Annotated in this window: 10 protein-coding genes, 3 pseudogenes and 1 other annotated feature; of the genes and pseudogenes, 9 read left to right on the top strand and 4 right to left on the bottom strand. The window is 70.5% G+C overall.

The window, feature by feature from the left end; genetic code table 11:
- Positions 1-204 precede the first annotated feature (204 nt).
- Both OG2516_RS01425 and OG2516_RS20595 read right to left on the bottom strand, forming a co-directional pair.
- A protein-coding gene (locus OG2516_RS01425) for an IS3-like element ISOgr2 family transposase (RefSeq protein ID WP_156799257.1) occupies positions 205-1,430 on the bottom strand; the annotation gives its coding sequence in 2 pieces (ribosomal slippage) (positions 205-1,088 and positions 1,088-1,430; 1,227 coding nt in all).
- 393 nt (positions 1,431-1,823) lie between these two features.
- Positions 1,824-2,006 carry a hypothetical protein gene (locus OG2516_RS20595; RefSeq protein ID WP_245544316.1) on the bottom strand — a complete coding sequence of 61 codons (183 nt, stop codon included), beginning with the start codon at positions 2,004-2,006 and terminating at the stop codon, positions 1,824-1,826.
- Positions 1,941-2,057, top strand: a sequence feature (AL1L pseudoknot). (Overlaps the previous gene by 66 nt.)
- Between OG2516_RS20595 and OG2516_RS01415 the strand changes: the two are divergent.
- From OG2516_RS01415 to OG2516_RS01405, 3 genes and pseudogenes are all read left to right on the top strand, one after another.
- Positions 1,947-2,528 (top strand): annotated as a pseudogene (locus OG2516_RS01415) (IS3 family transposase); the annotation flags it as partial. Its footprint overlaps the feature before it by 111 nt. The gene OG2516_RS20595 and the pseudogene OG2516_RS01415 overlap by 60 nt on opposite strands.
- 13 nt (positions 2,529-2,541) lie before the next feature.
- Positions 2,542-3,779 (top strand): annotated as a pseudogene (locus OG2516_RS01410) (IS256 family transposase).
- 453 nt (positions 3,780-4,232) lie between these two features.
- Positions 4,233-5,285, top strand: a complete 1,053-nt coding sequence (locus OG2516_RS01405; RefSeq protein WP_156799256.1) for an ATP-grasp fold amidoligase family protein — start codon at positions 4,233-4,235, stop codon at positions 5,283-5,285.
- 1 nt (position 5,286) lies between these two features.
- Here the strand turns inward: OG2516_RS01405 and OG2516_RS01400 are convergent, their stop codons facing one another.
- Positions 5,287-6,258, bottom strand: a complete 972-nt coding sequence (locus tag OG2516_RS01400; protein ID WP_007253804.1) for a DUF3179 domain-containing protein — start codon at positions 6,256-6,258, stop codon at positions 5,287-5,289.
- A gap of 66 nt (positions 6,259-6,324) precedes the next feature.
- Positions 6,325-8,401 (bottom strand): annotated as a pseudogene (locus OG2516_RS01395) (ComEC/Rec2 family competence protein).
- Positions 8,402-8,477: 76 nt separating this feature from the next.
- Here OG2516_RS01395 and gltX point away from each other — a divergent pair.
- The 6 genes from gltX to thpR all read left to right on the top strand — a co-directional run.
- Entirely contained in the window at positions 8,478-9,872 is a 1,395-nt protein-coding gene (gltX, locus tag OG2516_RS01390) for a glutamate--tRNA ligase (protein WP_007253799.1), read from the top strand.
- A 96-nt stretch (positions 9,873-9,968) separates the two neighbouring features.
- A complete protein-coding gene (gltA, locus tag OG2516_RS01385) occupies positions 9,969-11,264 on the top strand; it encodes a citrate synthase (protein WP_040615298.1) in 1,296 nt (431 codons plus the stop codon).
- Positions 11,265-11,416: 152 nt separating this feature from the next.
- Positions 11,417-13,390: a heme lyase CcmF/NrfE family subunit gene (locus OG2516_RS01380; protein WP_007253797.1), complete on the top strand. Its 1,974-nt coding sequence runs from the start codon at positions 11,417-11,419 to the stop codon at positions 13,388-13,390.
- Positions 13,387-13,836, top strand: coding sequence for a cytochrome c-type biogenesis protein (locus tag OG2516_RS01375; RefSeq protein ID WP_007253796.1), 450 nt, complete (start codon positions 13,387-13,389; stop codon positions 13,834-13,836). Before OG2516_RS01380 ends, OG2516_RS01375 begins: the two co-directional genes overlap by 4 nt.
- Positions 13,837-13,901: 65 nt before the next feature.
- The gene (locus tag OG2516_RS01370) at positions 13,902-14,675 is read left to right on the top strand and encodes an enoyl-CoA hydratase-related protein (RefSeq protein WP_007253795.1); all 774 of its coding nucleotides are present in this window, start codon (positions 13,902-13,904) and stop codon (positions 14,673-14,675) included.
- On the top strand, positions 14,672-15,283 hold a 612-nt coding region (gene thpR, locus OG2516_RS01365; RefSeq protein ID WP_007253794.1), incomplete at its 3' end, for an RNA 2',3'-cyclic phosphodiesterase. The genes OG2516_RS01370 and thpR, both read left to right, overlap by 4 nt.

The raw sequence follows: 15,283 nt of genomic DNA, 5'->3' as shown, positions 1-15,283 counted from the left end.
TGAGGACCAAAAAGACCAGCAGGACAGCACGAAGAAGAGCCATGCCCGATACCTAACAGGGGTATACCTGCCAAAGCAACCAGGGGCGCGATGCGGGATAGCCTATCATGGACATCCGCCGTCCCGCCCGCTCCTCCCTGAAGCAAAGGCAGAAGCTTTTAAGATTTGCGCTATAGCTGGTCTTGCCCCCGTTTCAGCGGACACTCAGGCGGTTGCGGTATGAGCTGCGATGAACTCGCGAGGCGAGCGCATCTTCAGCCCTGAGTGCGGGTGGTTGTCGTTATAGTCCTCGATCCACCCGGCGACCAATCTGAGGACTGTGGCGGCGTCCGGCAACGGCGTGACGTGGACGTAGTCGCGCTTCAGCGTCTTCACGAACGCCTCGGCGATGCCATTGCTCTCGGGGCTCTTCACAGGCGTGTAGCAGGACCTCAGACCGAGCTGGCGGGCGAAGATGCGCGTCTCCCTGGCGACGTAACATGAGCCGTTATCGCTCAGCATCTCGACAGGGTGCGGCGTCCTGTAGTCCCCGAACCGCCGCTCGACCGCCTCCAGCATCATGTCGCGGATGTCCGAGCCACTGATGCCGGCGTTCACGACGGCCCGCCAGGAGATGATCTCCCGATCGTGCGCGTCGATGATGAAGGCGCCGCGGATGACGTCCCCGTTCCAGCAGGTGAACTCGAAGCCGTCGGAACACCAGCGGATATTCGACCGCATCGTGACCACCTTGCCTTTGTGGGTCAGGTTTGGCCGTTCGGTGTATCTGCGCGCCAGCAGGAGGTTGTGCGCCTTCATGATCCGGTAGACGCGCTTGTGGTTCACTGGCGAGTCGCCTTGAGCCCGGAGCTGCCTGTTCAGGAGCGCGGTGATCCGGCGGTAGCCGTAGGTCGGGCGCGCTGCCACCAGCGTTGTGATCAACGGCAGGACCGCCGCGTCTTGCGCCTTATGGTAGCGCCGCCGCGGCTTCGCGCTCCCGTTCAGCCGGGCGTGCAGGTTCGAACGGGAGACGCCCAAAGTCTCGGCCACAACTTTCATCGGGAACCGTCCTTCGGCTGCGACTGCGCGAGCCACGTCCGCTTTTTTAAGCGTGTCTTGTCCAGCGCCTCCTTGAGGATCTCGACCTCCAGCGTCTTGCGGCCAAGCTGCCGCTCGAGTTCGCGGATGCGCTCCTCCATCTGCCGGACGGCGCGATTGCTGGTGACGTCGTCATCCTCGGACACGGCCACGGCTCCTCCATCCAGCATCAGGCGGCGCCAACGATACAGCAGGTTCGGCGCAACGCCATTCCGGCGGGCCACAACCGAGATGCTGGTGCCTTCCTCCAGCGTCTCCTCGACGATCCGCATCTTCTCGCTCGCGGACCAGCGGCGCCGACGGCCGCCATCGGTGATGATCTCTATCTCAGACATAAGCACGTGCTCAGGCATATGCCTAAGCCTCCATGGCTATGCCCAAGTGTCCGGTCGAAACGGGGGCCAGTTCAATAGCATTGATCCTATGCCCGACGCCCAAGACGGATGGCTGCTGGCATCGCCTTTATTTAATCGGCGGCACGAGCATGATGCGCGCTTCGTATCAGCTTCAGACGATGTAGCGATCCCAACTACCGTAATGCTCGGAACTGCGACTGCGCCGAGGCAGGCTTAGAACGATAAGGCTCAGACCCGCCAACACCCCCAGAAGGCTTCCCGCCGCCATCCAGCAGCCAAAGGGCCAGGATTAGCCAAAGTCCGAACAGAATGTTCAGAATGCGCAGGGGGCGGGCAACCTCGGCCCATGCGATCACGGCTGTGGTAAGGACCAGCGCGCCCACGAGATGATCACTTCCCGCAAGCGGCATCACGTTGCCGAAAAATCTCCCGCGACAGCATCAGCATCACCCCGATGGCGGCGCTGAGACCAAGCGTCCAGGGCACGGTGACGCCCCGGAAGTCGTCGGCGTATTTTGCCCAGGCGGAGCTCGACCGCCCGTCGAAGCGATGATCGCGTTCATCGATGACCACCGCAACGTCCATGGGGTCGAGCCGATCTGCCACCTGCTGCCGATCGCCCCGTCGACGTATCATGCGCATCGGGCGCGGCGGGTTGATCCTTCTCGCCTCCCCGACTGCGCCAAGCGGGACGCCGAGCTGCGCATCGAGATCGCCCGCGTGCATGCCGAGAACTTGGGTGTTTACAGGGCTCGGAAAGTCTGGCGGCAGCTGCTGCGGGAAGGCTTTGCCGTTGCCCGCTGCACGGTGGAAAGGCTGATGCGCATCATGGGCTTGCAGGGCGCCGTCCGCGGCAAGCGGATCAGGACGACCACCTCCGATCCGGCGCAGCCATGCCCGCGCGACAAGGTGAACCGGCAGTTCCAGGCGCCTGCACCGAACCGGCTCTGGGTGAGCGACTTTACCTACGTCGCGACGCGGGCCGGCTTCGTCTACGTGGCCTTCGTAATCGAAACCTATGCCCGGCGGATCGTCGGATGGCGGGCGAGCGGCAGCGCGACTGCGGGCCTCGTCTTGGATGCCCTGGAGCAGGCGAGGGACGACCCCGATAAACGATCCCATGATGGACCTGAAAGATTTCGTCAAGAATAGCGGCGACGCGGATCTTCTGCGTGAGATGATCGGCTTTGCCGCCGAACGCCTGATGGAGCTCGAGGTCGGCGGCCAGACCGGCGCCGGCTATGGAGAGAAAAGCCCTGAGCGGCGGGCGCAGCGCAACGGCTATCGTGACCGAGGCTGGCAGACCCGGGCCGGGAACGTGGAACTGCGCATTCCGAAGCTGCGCACGGGCAGCTATTTCCCTCGTTCCTGGAGCCCCGCAGGGCCACCGAGAAGGCCCTCACCGCGGTGATACAGGAAGCCTATGTCCACGGCGTCTCGACGAGGGCTATGGACGATCTGGTGCAGGCCATGGGCGGGACCGGCATCTCCAAGAGCCAGGTCAGCCGGTTGTGCGAAGAGATTGACGATCGGGTCGATGCCTTTCTGATCCGGCCGATCGATGGGGAGTGGCCCTGTCTCTGGATCGACGCGACTTGTCTGAAGGTCCGCCGGGGCGGTCGCATCGTCAGCGTCGCGGTGACCATTGCGGTCGGCGCGAACACCGGAGGCCGCCGCGAGGTGCTCGGCATGGCCATCGGCCCATCCGAGGCGGAGACGTTCTGGACCGACTTCCTGCGCGATCTCGTGCGCCGAGGGATGTCCGGCGTGAAGCTGGTAATCAGCGATGCGCACGAGGGCATCAAGGCCGCCACGGCGCGCGTGCTCTCCACCACGTGGCAGTGCTGTCGGGTGCATCTTCAAAGAGATGCCCTGGCCCATGCCGGCAAGAGCAGCCGGCGTGTGGTGTCCGCCTTCATCGCCACGGCCTTCGACCAGCCCGACCACGGCGCAGTCAGCGCGCAGTGGCGGCTCGTGGCCGACCAGATGCGGGGCAAGCTGCCGAAGCTTGCGAGCCTCATGGACGGAGCCGAGGAGGACGTCCTCCCCTACATGACCTTTTCCCAGCAGCACCGGGCCAAGCTTCACGGCACAAATCCGATCGAGCGCCTGAACGGCGAGATCAGACGGCGCACCGATGTCGTGGGCTTCGAGCCTTCCTTTGGACCGGTGGCAGTCACGCCCTCACTACCCAACGAGGCCGCCATCCGTCGCCTCGCTGGCGCGAGTCTCATGGAGCAGACCGAGCCATGGACCGTCCAGCGCGAACGCTACATGACGCCGGAAACGCTCGCACCGGTCTGCAACGATCTCATCGTCAGCCTGCCTGCCGCGCACACAGACTGATCAGCTCGGCCCGCCGACATCCATCTCGTCAAGAGCTACACCACGCGGTGGGACACACTCTCTCGTTCACAAGATGCCCGTCATTCCGCAGGTGCCAAGTCACCTGGCAGACACCGAGGAACGGCTTCTCCAGGAACTGCTCGCCGATCTGCCGCATCAGAGTTGGAGAGGTGCTACAGATCTGCTACAACGATGTAACGTGCCTTGCAACTATCGAATTTTAAATGATTTTCGAGATGTCGGTCCAGTCCATCATCGGGGCGACGGACAGGCGGGCGGCGGTGTCGAGGCTCGTCGGGTCGGACGTCATAGGGTCGGCTCGCGTCGGGAAGGCACGGTGCTAGCGCGAGTCCGCACGATTTGGAAGCCCGGGGGCGGTACAGGCGGTTGTCCCGGGGTCCGCGATGGCATAACCGCGATTCCGCCGATGCGGCGCCAACAGGAGCTGGACACTTGAGAAGATCGAGCCGCACCCGGCAGTGGGTCGATGCGCTGCGCTGCCACCTCCTGCTGCGCAGGAACGGAGTCGCCGTGGGCGAGGGAGCGTCGCGCGACGTCGTTCCCGTCGCCCCGGGGCCTGGCGCGCTGCGGCAGGTCGCGCTCGGACGCCAGCGGCTGGAGACGGGCCGCGACGAGCGCGCCCTCGCCCACTTCGCGGCCGCCTACGATCGCGATCCGTCGGCCGCGCTCCTCGACTGGGGGCTCTGGCCGGGGCCGGGCGCGCTCGAGGAGCGGATGCTGGAGCGCTCGGCGCAATGGCGCGCCGCGCCCGCCGACACGCCGGCCGGCCGGCTGAGCGCGCTCCGCACCAAGGCGCACATCCACCGCTGGCTGCAGGACGAGGGCGTGCCAGTGCCGCCGCGGCTCGCCACGGCGCCGAACATCGGCGCGCTCGACTTCGCCGCACTGCCGGCGCGCTACATCATCAAGCCGGTGGACGCGTCATCCTCGCGAGGCGTGTTCCGCGTCGACGGCGACGAGATCCGCACGCTGGCGAGTTGGCGCAGGCTTCGCGGCGGCTCGGTGGCGGAGCGGATCCGCCGGCGGTACGAGGAGATCGGCCTGTCCGGGCAGGAAGTCATCGTCGAGCAGGCGATGCGCGACGTGACCGACCCGGCGCTGGAAATACCGCGGGACGTGAAGATCTTCGCGGTGCGCGGACAGGTGTGCTTCGTGCAGATGCTCGACCGCAACGGCAAGAAGGCCCGCAGGGGGCTCGCCACGCTCACCCGCGACTGGGCGCTCCTGCCTCAGAGCTCGTCGTGGCCGCCTCTCGCGCCCGGCCCGAAGCCCGCCGGCTTCGACGAAGCCGTGGCGCTGACGGAGCGGCTGTCGCGCAAGGTCCCGCTGCTGGTGCGCTGGGACTTCTTCCTCACCCCCGACGGGCCTGTCCTGTGCGAGGTCACGAAATATCCCAACGCGGGCAAGAGCTTCCGCCCCTGGATGGAGCGTGCCGTCTACCAGCTGGTGGCGCTCGACGCGCTCGCGCCGGGCACAAGCGGCTGACCTAGCCGCCCAGCATCCACGCGCCCTCGGGCCAGAAGGCGTGGAAGGCGAAGGCGAACATGACGTCGTGGGGGACGTCGGCGCCGGTGGCGTCGCGGACGCGGACGGAGCCGATCTCGCGGCCCTCGCCGATGCGGGAGGTGTCGAGGGCGCTGGCCTGGGTGCCGGCGAGGCTGAGGACGATGCCGGCCTCGCGGATCTCGCCCTCCTCCATCAGCCGCGACAGGGGCCAGGCGCGCTCGCCCACGCGCACCACCCGGACCAGCGGCGGGATGCCGTGGGGCGGCTCCTCGCCGCGATAGAGGAACGGCTGGCGGGCGCTGTCGTAGCGCACGTAGGGGTTGGCGCCGTAGTTGCGGCGGTGGCCGGTGGGCTGCGACATGACGAGCCCGTCGGGATTGCGCGCGGCGAAGGACCCCCAGCTCTCCATCCATGACGGCAGCGACTGCAGCTCCGTCCCCGTCAGGTCGCCGACGATGCCCCGGCCGAGCGCCTGCTGCCACCAGCTCTCGGTCTCCCGGTCGAACATCACCATGTCCGAGCTGCGCAGCTTGCCGGAGACGCCGAAGGTCAGCACGCCCGCGTCGGTGCGCCGGTCGAAGGTGAGGGCGGAGTTGCAGAGCGGGCAGAAGGTGACGGCGACGGGACGGCCGTCGATCTCGTCGTTCACGATCTCATGCCACGTCAGGTAGCGGATGGGGTAGGCGCGCGGCGTCGCGCCCTCGAGCTCGACGGCGATGACCGGCTCGAGCGGTGCGAGGTCCTGCTCCTCGGCGACCGGGTGGAACGAGGGATCGTCCAGCGCCGGGATGCCGTCGCGCGGGGGGCCGCCGGAGATGATCTCGCTCCAGTCGTCGATGCTGGTCGTGGTGAAGTCGGTGTTCGGCCACTCGGCCCGCCAGCGGTCCGGGTCGGCCGTTGCGGGCGTGGCGAGCAGGAGGGCGGCGAGGGCGGCGAGGGCGAGGTGTTTCATGATCCGAGCTTGCCGCGCCGGGTGCCGCCGGGGAAGACGCGATACGCGAACGTGAGCGGCCGCGAGCTACCGGTGCGCCGCGATGCGGCGCGGGGCGAGCAGCGCGGGCAGCTCGGCGGGCGGCCCGGCGTGTGGCGTCCAGAGCCGCTTCCCGGCGCGCGCGGCGGCCGACTCGAGGCGCAGGCCGGCGGGCGTCGCCCAGCCGGCGACGGAGCCGGTGCGGCGCAGCAGGGCCGGGTCGAGCGTCAGGCAGGGGCGCGGCGCCTCGGGAATCACGTTGACCACCAGCAGGTCGGCCCCGCCGCAGCCCGTCACCGCCGCGAGGCCGCGCTTGCCGGTGACGTGCAGGAGGCGCAGCCCGGCCAGCGGGTGCGCCGTGCCGGCCGCGACGCCGCGCCCGGCGGCGATGGCCTGCTCCGTGCCGCCCGCGCCGTCGTTCTCGAGCCAGATGCCGGCGGCGAACCCGTCGCCCCGCGGCCGGCTCAGCCCCCGGCCGGCCTCGGTCAGCACGCCCGCCAGCCCGCCGCTCTCGCTGACCAGCAGGTCGGGCCGCTCGGCCCGGCCCCAGAGCAGCGCCGCCACCAGCAGCGGCGCGAGGCCCGCCGCGCGCCCCCGCCCCTGCCACAGCGCCAGCACCAGCCCGCCCGCCGCCACCAGCGGCAGCACGCGCCGGCGGCGCGGGCACGTGGCCGACCGCCCCCTCGAGCCCGGCGACGTGCTCGGCGACGGCGAGGATCCAGCCCAGGCCTTGCTCCATCACCCACAGCGCCGGCCCCTCCAGCCCCAGCGGCCACAGGCAGGCGGCGAGCACGGCGGCGGGCATCACCGCCGCGCCCATGACCGGCACCGAGGCGAGGTTGGCGATCAGGCCGTAATGCGAGACCATGTTGAAGTGCGCCGCCGCGATGGGGGCGGTGGCGAGCCCGGCGACGGTGGAGGACACCACCACGGCCGCCACGCCCCGCAGCCCCCTCGGCAGCCGCCACGGCGCGCGGCGCAGCGCGGCGAAGACGGCCACCAGCGCCACCGTCGCCGCGAAGGACATCTGGAAGCCGGGCCCCGTCAGCTCTTCGGGGCGGCGCAGCAGCACGATCACCGCAGCCACCGCCACCGCGCGCAGCGTGATCGCGCGCCGCTCGGCGAGCACCGCCACGAGCATCACCGCCACCATCACGAAGGCCCGCTCCGTCGCCACGTTGCCGCCCGAGAGCGCGAGGTAGCCCGCGCCGGCCAGCAGCGCGGCGGCGGCGGCGATCTTCTTGCCCGGCCAGCGCAGCGCGAGCGGCGGACAGGCGGCGAGGCCGAGGCGCAGGAGGCCGAAGACGAAGCCCGTCAGCATCCCCATGTGCAGCCCCGAGATCGCCAGCAGGTGCGCGAGGTTGGTGGCGCGCAGCTCGGCCAGCGTCTCCTGCCCCATCGCCGAGCGGTCGCCCGTCACGATCGCCGCCGCGAAGGCGCCCGTCTCGCCGCCGACCCGCGCCTGCACCGCCGCCGACAGCCGCATCCGCGCCGCCTGCAGCCACAGCCCCGGCGTCGCCTCGGGCGGCGCCAGGGCGAGGACCGGCGTGCGGGTGTAGCCGACGGCGCCGAGCCGGTCGAACCAGGCCATGCGGCGGAAGTCGAAGCCGCCGGGCTCGACGGGGCCGCCGGGGGGCGAGAGGTGCCCCGTCAGGATCACCACCATCCCCGGCCGCGGCGCGATCCAGCCCTGCGCGCCGTGCAGCGACACCCGCACCCTCTCGGGCGTGCGGCGCACGTCCTCGAGGCGCACCCGGTCGAGCGTCAGGCGCACCGCGTCGGAGGCGGAGCGGTCGACCCGGATCACCCGCCCCTCGACGGGGCCGTAATAGCGGAACCCCAGCACCGGCGCGGCGACGGCGTGGGCGCGCGCCGAGGCGAGGCTCACCCCCGCCGCGACCAGCGCCAGCGCCAGCAGCACCGGCCCCGCCAGCAGCCCCGCCCGCCGCGCCGCCAGCGCCAGGGCGGGCGCCAGCGCGGCGAGGCCGGCACGCGCCCACGGCCCCGGCTCCACCGGCAGCGCGAAGTAGATCCCGATCCCCGCGCCGAGGCAGACCGGCACCCAGCCGAACAGGTGGCCGCGCTGTGCCAGCAGCGCCGCCGCAAGGGGATGGTGCCCGCGCACTTGTCTCCGCCCGGTGGCCCAAGTATCCCCGCGGCTTAAAGCAGCCCCCGGTTAGCCAAAGGTTAAACTCCCGCCCATGGTCGTCACCCGCTTCGCTCCCTCGCCCACCGGCGCCCTCCATATCGGCGGCGCGCGCACCGCGCTGTTCAACTGGCTCTACGCGCGCGGCCGGGGCGGCAAGTTCCTGCTGCGCATCGAGGATACCGACAAGGCGCGCTCGACCGACGAGAACCGCCAGGCGATCCTCGACGGGCTCGGCTGGCTCGGGCTCGACTGGGACGGCGAGCCGATCAGCCAGGCCGCGCGCGCCGAGCGCCACGCCGAGGTGGCGCACGAGCTGCTGGCGCGCGGGCGGGCCTTCAAGTGCTTCTCCACCCAGAACGAGATCGAGGCGTTCCGCGAGCAGGCCAAGGCCGAGGGCCGCTCGACGCTGTTCCGCTCGCCCTGGCGCGACGTGCCCGAGAGCCAGCACCCCGCCGACACGCCCTACGTGGTGCGCATCAAGGTGCCGCAGCCCTCGAGCTGGACCATCGAGGACGAGGTGCAGGGCTCCGTCACCTGGGCCGGCGACCAGATCGACGACCTGGTGCTGCTGCGCTCCGACGGCAGCCCGGTCTACATGCTCGCGGTGGTGGTCGACGATCACGACATGGGCGTCACCCACGTCATCCGCGGCGACGACCACCTCGCCAACGCTTTCCGGCAGGCGGTGATCTACGACGCGATGGGATGGGAGGCGCCGGTGATGGCGCACATCCCGCTGATCTTCGGGCCCGACGGCAAGAAGCTCTCCAAGCGCCACGGCGCGACCGGCGCTGCCGAGTACCGCGCCCTCGGCTACCCGGCGGCGGGGATGCGCAACTACCTCGCCCGGCTCGGCTGGAGCCACGGCGACGCCGAGTTCTTCACCGACGCCGAGGCGCGCGCCTGGTTCGATCTGAAGGGCATCGGCAAGTCGCCCGCGCGCTTCGATTTCAAGAAGCTCGAGAACCTCTGCGGCCAGCACATCGCCGCGGCGGACGATGCTGCGCTGCTGCATGAACTGGAGGGCTACCTCGACGCCACCGGCGCGCTGCCCCTCACCGAAGCCCAGCGAGACGGCCTTTCGCGGGCCATGTACTGCCTCAAGGAACGCGCGAAGACCTTCCCGGAACTCATTGAAAAGGCGCACTTCGTCCTCACCGAGCGCCCCGTCGCGCCGGACGAGAAGGCGGCGAGGCAGCTCGACGATGTATCCCGTGGTATACTGACGGAATTGACGCCGCACTTGCGCGATGGTAGCTGGACGCGGGACGATCTGGAGGCCAAGGTGGCCGCGTTCGCCGAGGCCAAGGGGACGAAGCTCGGCAAGCTGGCCGGCCCCCTCCGGGCCGCACTGGCGGGGCGCGCGGTTTCGCCTTCAGTGTTCGACATGATGCTTGTTCTCGGGCGGCAGGAGACGCTCGCCCGACTGGATGACCTGTCCGCCTGAAACCATTTCGTCACGATTCGACGTTAGCCGGTTTCTCACGCGGGACCACACCCGCCGCCGATGATCCTCGGCGGCGCCTCACGCAAGGGGACGACCATGGCCGATGACAAACGGACTGCCACACTGACGATCGACGGACAGCAATACGAGCTGCCGATCCACTCGCCCACGGCGGGCCCCGACGTGATCGACATCCGCGGGCTCTACGGCCGTGCCGACGTCTTCACCTACGATCCGAGCTACACCTCGACCGCCGCCTGCGACAGCACCATCACCTTCATCGACGGCGACAAGGGCGAGCTGCTGCACCGCGGCTACCCGATCGACCAGCTCGCCTCGAAGTCGCACTACCTCGAGGTCTGCTACCTGCTGCTCTACGGCGAGCTGCCGACGGCGGCGCAGCTCGACGATTTCGAGCACCGGGTCACGCATCACACGATGCTGCACGAGCAGATGCAGTACTTCTTCCGCGGCTTCCGCCGCGATGCGCACCCGATGGCGATCATGGTCGGCGTGGTCGGCGCGATGGCCGCCTTCTACCACGACAGCACCGACATCCACGATTCCTGGCAGCGCGAGGTCGCCTCGATCCGGCTCATCGCCAAGATGCCGACGATCGCCGCCTGGGCCTACAAGTACTCGGTCGGCCAGCCCTTCGTGTATCCGAGGAACGACCTGACCTACGCCGAGAACTTCCTGCACATGTGCTTCGCGGTGCCGGCCGAGGAGTACAAGGTGAACCCGATCCTCGCCCGCGCGATGGACCGCATCTTCACCCTCCACGCCGACCACGAGCAGAACGCCTCGACCTCGACGGTGCGCCTCGCCTCCTCGTCGGGCGCGAACCCGTTCGCCTGCATCGCCGCCGGCATCGCCTGCCTCTGGGGACCCGCCCACGGCGGCGCCAACCAGGCCTGCCTGGAGATGCTGCGCGAGATCGGCACGCCCGACCGGATCCCCGAGTTCCTCGCCCGCGCCAAGGACAAGGACGACCCGTTCCGCCTCATGGGCTTCGGCCACCGCGTCTACAAGAACTTCGACCCGCGCGCGAAGGTGATGAAGGAGAGCGCCGACGAGGTGCTCGACCTGCTCGGCGTCGAAGACAAGCCGGTGCTCAAGGTGGCCAAGGAGCTCGAGGCCGCGGCGTTGGCCGACGATTACTTCGTCGACCGCAAGCTGTTCCCCAACGTCGACTTCTACTCGGGCATCATCCTCGAGGCGATGGGCTTCCCGACCTCGATGTTCACGCCGCTCTTCGCGGTCAGCCGTACCGTCGGCTGGGTCAGCCAGTGGAAGGAGCAGCTCGCCGATCCGCAGCTCCGCATCGGCCGCCCGCGCCAGCTCTACCTCGGCGAGACCTCGCGCGACTACGTCGACATCGAGAACCGCTGACGCCACGCCGCCCCGGACCGCCCGTCCGGGGCGGTTCGTAGGCCGGGCTTCAGCCCGGCCCCACCCCGACGCCCGGCCCCATCCCGACGCTCAAGCCCCACCTCGCCCGCTTTTGATTGTCGCCCCCTGCCCGCTTCGGCTACCACCGGGCCATGATCACCGAACTCGGCCATTTCGCCCTCGTCCTCGGCTTCGCCATCGCGATGGTCCAGACCATCGTGCCGATGGTGGGCGCCCACCGGGGCTGGCGCGGCTGGATGGCCGTTGGTGAGCCGGCGGCGCTGTCGCAGCTGATCCTCGTCGGCTTCTCCTTCGCGGCGCTGATGCACGCCTTCATCGTGTCCGACTTCTCGCTGCAGCTGGTCGCCCTCAACAGCCACTCCGCGAAGCCGATGCTCTACAAGATCAGCGGCACCTGGGGGAACCACGAGGGCTCCATGCTGCTCTGGCTGCTGATCCTGGCGCTGTTCGGCGCCGCGGCGGCCTGGCGCGGCGGCAACCTGCCCCCGGCGCTGCGGGCGCGGGTGCTGGCGGTGCAGGCGGCGGTGTCGGTGGCGTTCTACGCCTTCATCCTGTTCACCTCGAACCCGTTCACCCGCCTCGCCGTCCCGCCGCTCGACGGGCAGGACCTCAACCCCCTGCTGCAGGACCCGGGCCTCGCCTTCCACCCGCCGTTCCTCTACCTCGGCTATGTCGGCCTCTCGATGTCGTTCTCCTTCGCCGTCGCGGCGCTGATCGGCGGCAAGGTCGACGCCGCCTGGGCGCGCTGGGTGCGGCCCTGGACGCTGGCGGCCTGGCTGTTCCTCACCGTCGGCATCGCGCTCGGCTCGTGGTGGGCCTATTACGAGCTCGGCTGGGGCGGGTTCTGGTTCTGGGACCCGGTGGAGAACGCCTCGTTCATGCCGTGGCTGCTCGCGGCGGCGCTCTTGCACTCGGCGATCGTGGTGGAGAAGCGCGAGGCTCTGAAGAGCTGGACCATCCTGCTCGCCATCCTCGCCTTCGGCTTCTCCCTGCTCGGCACCTTCATCGTCCGCTCGGGCGTGCTCACCTCGGTCCACGCCTTCGCCAGCGACCCGACGCGCGGCGTCTTCATCCTCGCCATCCTCGGCGTCTTCACCGGCGGCGCGCTGGTGCTCTACGCGCTGCGGGCAGGGGCGATGGAGGCGAAGGGCGTGTTCTCCGCCGTCAGCCGCGAATCGGCGCTGGTGCTCAACAACGTGCTGCTTGCGGTGGCGGCGTTCGTGGTGTTCATCGGCACGATCTGGCCGCTGGTGGCCGAGCTCGCCTTCGATCGCACCCTCTCCGTCGGCCCGCCCTTCTTCGACGCCGCCTTCACCCCCTTCTTCGTCGGCCTCGCCCTCGTGCTGCCGGTCGGCGCGATGCTCGCCTGGAAGCGCGGCGACCTCGCCCGCGCCGCCCGCCCGCTGTGGCCGGCCGCGCTGCTCGCGGTGGCGCTCGGGGGCCTGGCCTTCGCGCTGCAGACCGGGCGCAGCGCCCTCGGCCCCGTGGGGCTGGCGCTCGGGGCCTGGGTCGTGGCGGGCGCGGCGCTCGATCTCTGGTCGCGCACCGGGCGCGAGGGGGCGGCGCAGCGCGCCCGCCGCCTTTTGCGCCTGCCCCGCGCCGACTGGGGCAAGGCGACGGCCCATGCCGGGCTCGGCGTGACCATCTTCGGCATCGCCGCGATGCTCGCCTGGCAGGTCGAGGACATCCGCGTCGCGCAGGTCGGCGAGACCTACGCGGTCGGCGGCTACGACGTCACCCTGCGCGAGGTCGCCGAGGTGCAAGGGCCGAACTACGTCTCCACCCGCGCCGAGCTGTTGCTCGCGCGCGGCGGCTCCGAGGCGGTGCTGTATCCCGAGAAGCGCTTCTATCCCGTCGCCGGGATGCCCACGACGGAGGCCGGCATCGCCAACGGCGTCTGGCGCGATCTCTACGTGGTGATCGGCGAGGAGCAGGCCGGCGGCGGCTGGGCGGTGCGCACCTACGTCAAGCCCTTCGCCAACTGGATCTGGGGCGGCGCGATCCTGATGGCCCTCGGCGGCGCCGTCTCGCTCACCGACCGCCGCCTGCGCGTCGCCGCGGGCGCGCGCAAGGCCGCCGCCCCCCGCCCGGTCCCGGCGGAATGAGGCGGCTGCTCCTCGTCCTCGCCCTGCTCTGGGCCGGGCCGGCGCTCGCGGTGGAGCCCGGCGAGATGCTCGACGACCCGGCCCTCGAGGCACGGGCGCGCGAGATCAGCAAGGGGCTGCGCTGCCCGGTCTGCCGCAACGAGAGCATCGACGAGAGCAACGCCGAGCTGTCGCGCGACCTGCGCCTGCTGCTGCGCGAGCGGCTGCTGGCGGGCGACAGCGACGCCGAGGCCGTCGCCTTCATCACCGCGCGCTACGGCGAATTCGTCCTGCTCGAGCCCGACCGCTCGGGCGCCAACCTGATCCTCTGGCTCGCCGCCCCGACGGTGCTGCTCCTCGGCCTCGGCGCCGGCGCGCTGGCCGTGCGCGCGCGCAGCCGCGCCGCGCCGCCCGAGGCGCTTTCCGAGCACGAGCGGGCGCGGCTCGAGGAGATCATGAAGGGCTGAGCCCCCTTCCCCTGAACCGGACGGTTCACTACCTTGCCCCGGCGACCAGACAGGAGCCCGCGTTCATGGACTACAAGGCCATCCGCCTCGACATCACCGACGGCGTCGCCGTGATCGCGCTCGACCGGCCCGAGCTGATGAACGCGCTCAACGCGCAGATGCGGCTCGAAATCGCCCACGCCATCGGCGCGGCGCAGGGCGAGGCGCGCTGCATCGTGCTCACCGGCACCGGCCGCGCCTTCTGCTCGGGGCAGGATCTCGGCGACGGCAAGGCCACCGACCTCGACCTCGAGCGCACCCTGCGCGACGAGTACGTGCCCCTGCTGCGCGCGATCTACGACTGTCCGGTTCCCACCATTTCGGCCGTCAACGGCGCCGCCGCCGGCGCCGGGGCGAACCTGGCGCTCGCCGCCGACGTCACCATCGCGTCCGAGGACGCCTACTTCGTGCAGGCCTTCACCCGCATCGGCCTGATGCCCGACGCCGGCGGCACCTACTGGCTGCCCCGCCAGATGGGCTTCGCCAAGGCGATGGGCGCGGCGCTCTTCGCCGACACGATCAGCGCCCGGCAGGCGGCCGAGTGGGGGATGATCTGGGAGACCGTGCCCGCCGACGCGTTCGACGCCCACTGGCGCGCCCGCGCCCGCCACCTCGCCGACGGCCCGACAGAGGCCTACCGCCACATCAAGACCGCCCTGCGCGCGAGCTACGACAACGGCCTCGACGAGCAGCTCGCGCTCGAGGCCCGGCTGCAGGGCCAGTGCGGCCAGACGCGCGATTTCCGCGAGGGCCTCGTCGCCTTCACCGAGAAGCGTCCGGCGGCGTTCGAGGGGCGGTGAGGGCCTTCGTCGCGCTCGACCTGCCCGCGGAGGCGGTCGCGATCCTCGGCCACCTGCAGGAGCGGATGCCGTCGGGGCGCCCCGTGGCCCCGGAGAACCTGCACATGACCCTCGCCTTCCTCGGCGAGAACGTCGCCGAGGACGTGCTCGAGGCGGCCCACGACCAGTTCGCCGCGATCCGCCTGCCTGCGCCGGAGATCGAGGTGACGGGCCTCGGCACGCTCGGCGCGCGCACCCCGGCGGTGCTCGTCGCCGAGGCCCGCCGCACCGCACCGCTCGAGGCGCTGCAGGGCGCGGTGGCGAGCGCCGCGCGCCGCGCCGGGCTGGTCCTCGAGCGCCGCCGCTTCCGTCCGCACATCACCCTCGCCCGCTTCCGCAGCACCGCCGACGCCGCCGCGCTCGAGCGCCTGCGCCTGTTCCTGCAATCCGAGGGCCGGTTCCGCCTCGACCCCTTCATCGCGCGCTCCTTCGCGCTCTACGCCTCCACCCTCACCCACGAGGGGCCGGTGTACGAGGAACTGGCGCGCTATCCGCTGAGGGGGGTGGGCTCACCACCATCGAGGAAATCGACTTCGCCGGCATCGACCTCGCCTTCTGCGCGCTGCCCC

Origin of the sequence: Oceanicola granulosus HTCC2516 (assembly GCF_000153305.1) — a bacterium.
Taxonomy (GTDB): domain Bacteria; phylum Pseudomonadota; class Alphaproteobacteria; order Rhodobacterales; family Rhodobacteraceae; genus Oceanicola; species Oceanicola granulosus.
This window is presented reverse-complemented; position numbering and strand designations above follow the sequence as displayed.